The 1,379-nt window shown below is 63.8% G+C and carries 4 protein-coding genes; all 4 read left to right on the top strand.

From position 1 onward, the window contains the following. Window positions 1–90 precede the first annotated feature (90 nt). Window positions 91–450: a hypothetical protein gene (locus FJ980_RS31780; protein ID WP_140547463.1), complete on the top strand. Its 360-nt coding sequence runs from the start codon at window positions 91–93 to the stop codon at window positions 448–450. 16 nt (window positions 451–466) lie between these two features. Next, window positions 467–700 (top strand): acyl carrier protein, encoded by a 234-nt coding sequence (locus FJ980_RS31775; protein ID WP_140547462.1) that lies wholly within the window; start codon window positions 467–469, stop codon window positions 698–700. Continuing rightward, window positions 700–915, top strand: a complete 216-nt coding sequence (locus tag FJ980_RS31770) for a hypothetical protein (protein WP_140547461.1) — start codon at window positions 700–702, stop codon at window positions 913–915. Before FJ980_RS31775 ends, FJ980_RS31770 begins: the two co-directional genes overlap by 1 nt. Next, a partial coding sequence (locus FJ980_RS31765; protein ID WP_140547460.1) for a 3'-5' exonuclease occupies window positions 908–1,379 on the top strand: 472 nt, incomplete at its 3' end. The genes FJ980_RS31770 and FJ980_RS31765, both read left to right, overlap by 8 nt.

Below are 1,379 nucleotides of genomic sequence, written 5' to 3'. Positions count from 1 at the left end.
ACCGGCGTCGAAGAAGGTAGGCAGGCTGGTCCCGCGTGCCGTCCCCAATGCAGCGGACACCGTCGTCCACGTTCATAAGGACATCCGGGCATGACGACGGAGGTCCATGCCGCCGATGTCGCCAAGTTCGCGAACGGCCGCAAGGTCGTCTCGGTGACCAAACCGGGCATGATGAAGGTGGCCAGCAAGGCCGGACCGGCGACGGTCGACCAGCCGTTCAATGTCGGCGACGTCATGCTCGTTGAAGCCGGAGGTCGCGCGATCGTGACGCCGCTTAGCTTCGCCGGCGCCACCGACCTCGCTCGGGCCGTGATCGAGGGCCACCCCGGCGCGGTGACAGACAGCCATTCTCTGCGCGCACTGGCGACCGCAGTAATTGGGTTCGCCGCGCAGGTGGTGGCACCGGAGCCTACGCCGGAACCCGTTGAAGCCGTCGCCGTAGCGACATGAACCCCGAGGAAAAGCAATGACCATCGCAGACCGCGTGAAGAAGATCATCGTCGAGACATTAGGTGTCACCGCCGACCGGGTGACGAAGGAAGCCGGTTTCATCGACGACCTCAACGCCGACAGCCTGGATCTCGTCCAACTCGTGATGGATTGCGAGGAGGAGTTCGACATCGAGATCTCCGACGCAGAGGCGGAGACCTGGCTGACCGTCGGCGACGCCGTCACCTACGTCGAGAAGGCGATCGGCTGATGGCCGACGAACTCCTGCCCATCGATCCAGAGCATCTCGACACATACATCACGATCGAGCCGGGAGAGCGTCTGCACCGCCTCTTGGCGCGCTTGATCGACACGCATGTCGACGATCTCCGCGAGGAGTTCATCGTCGATTTGGAGCGCAAGATCGACCAGGTCAGAGTAACCCACGGCGATGGATCGGCCTTCGGGAGCAAGTCCCATGACTGAGCCGCTCACCCTCATCCGCGTCGTCGACGTCGAAACAACATCGATGGAAGATCCTGCCGAGATGGTCGAAGTGCGCTGGACCGAGATCCGCCTCTTCCCGACCGGCTGGGCCATCGAGACCGGGCCGCATTCCCGCCTCGTCAACCCGGGTATGCCGATCAGCTTCCCCGCGATGGCGGTGCATCACATCACCGACGCGGTAGCGGGCGGGGGTAGGGACCCTGACCAGGCGCGGAAGGAAGTAGTCGCCGGCGCCGATATCCTCTGCGCTCACAACGTCGAGTTCGACAGCCGCTTCATTCGCGGTCACGACCTGCCATGGATTTGCTCATTCAAATCGGCGCGCTCCGCTTGGCCGGAGCTCCAGAGCCTTAATAACGGTTCGATCCGGTACGAGCGCGGGCTCTGCCTCGACGATCCGAGGACAGAGCCGTCGCATCGCGCGGGCCCTGACACCTGCGTCA

The sequence above is a fragment of the Mesorhizobium sp. B1-1-5 genome (assembly GCF_006443065.1).
Classification (GTDB): domain Bacteria; phylum Pseudomonadota; class Alphaproteobacteria; order Rhizobiales; family Rhizobiaceae; genus Mesorhizobium.
The sequence above is the reverse complement of the archived record's forward strand: the minus strand, read 5'-3'. Positions and strand labels throughout refer to the sequence as shown.

Bases quoted from the DNA above. Each gene is read 5' to 3' on its own strand.
- FJ980_RS31780 (WP_140547463.1), top strand. From the start codon at position 91: ATGACGACGGAGGTCCATGCCGCCGATGTCGCCAAGTTCGCGAACGGC.
- FJ980_RS31770 (WP_140547461.1), top strand. From the start codon at position 700: ATGGCCGACGAACTCCTGCCCATCGATCCAGAGCATCTCGACACATAC.
- FJ980_RS31775 (WP_140547462.1), top strand. From the start codon at position 467: ATGACCATCGCAGACCGCGTGAAGAAGATCATCGTCGAGACATTAGGT.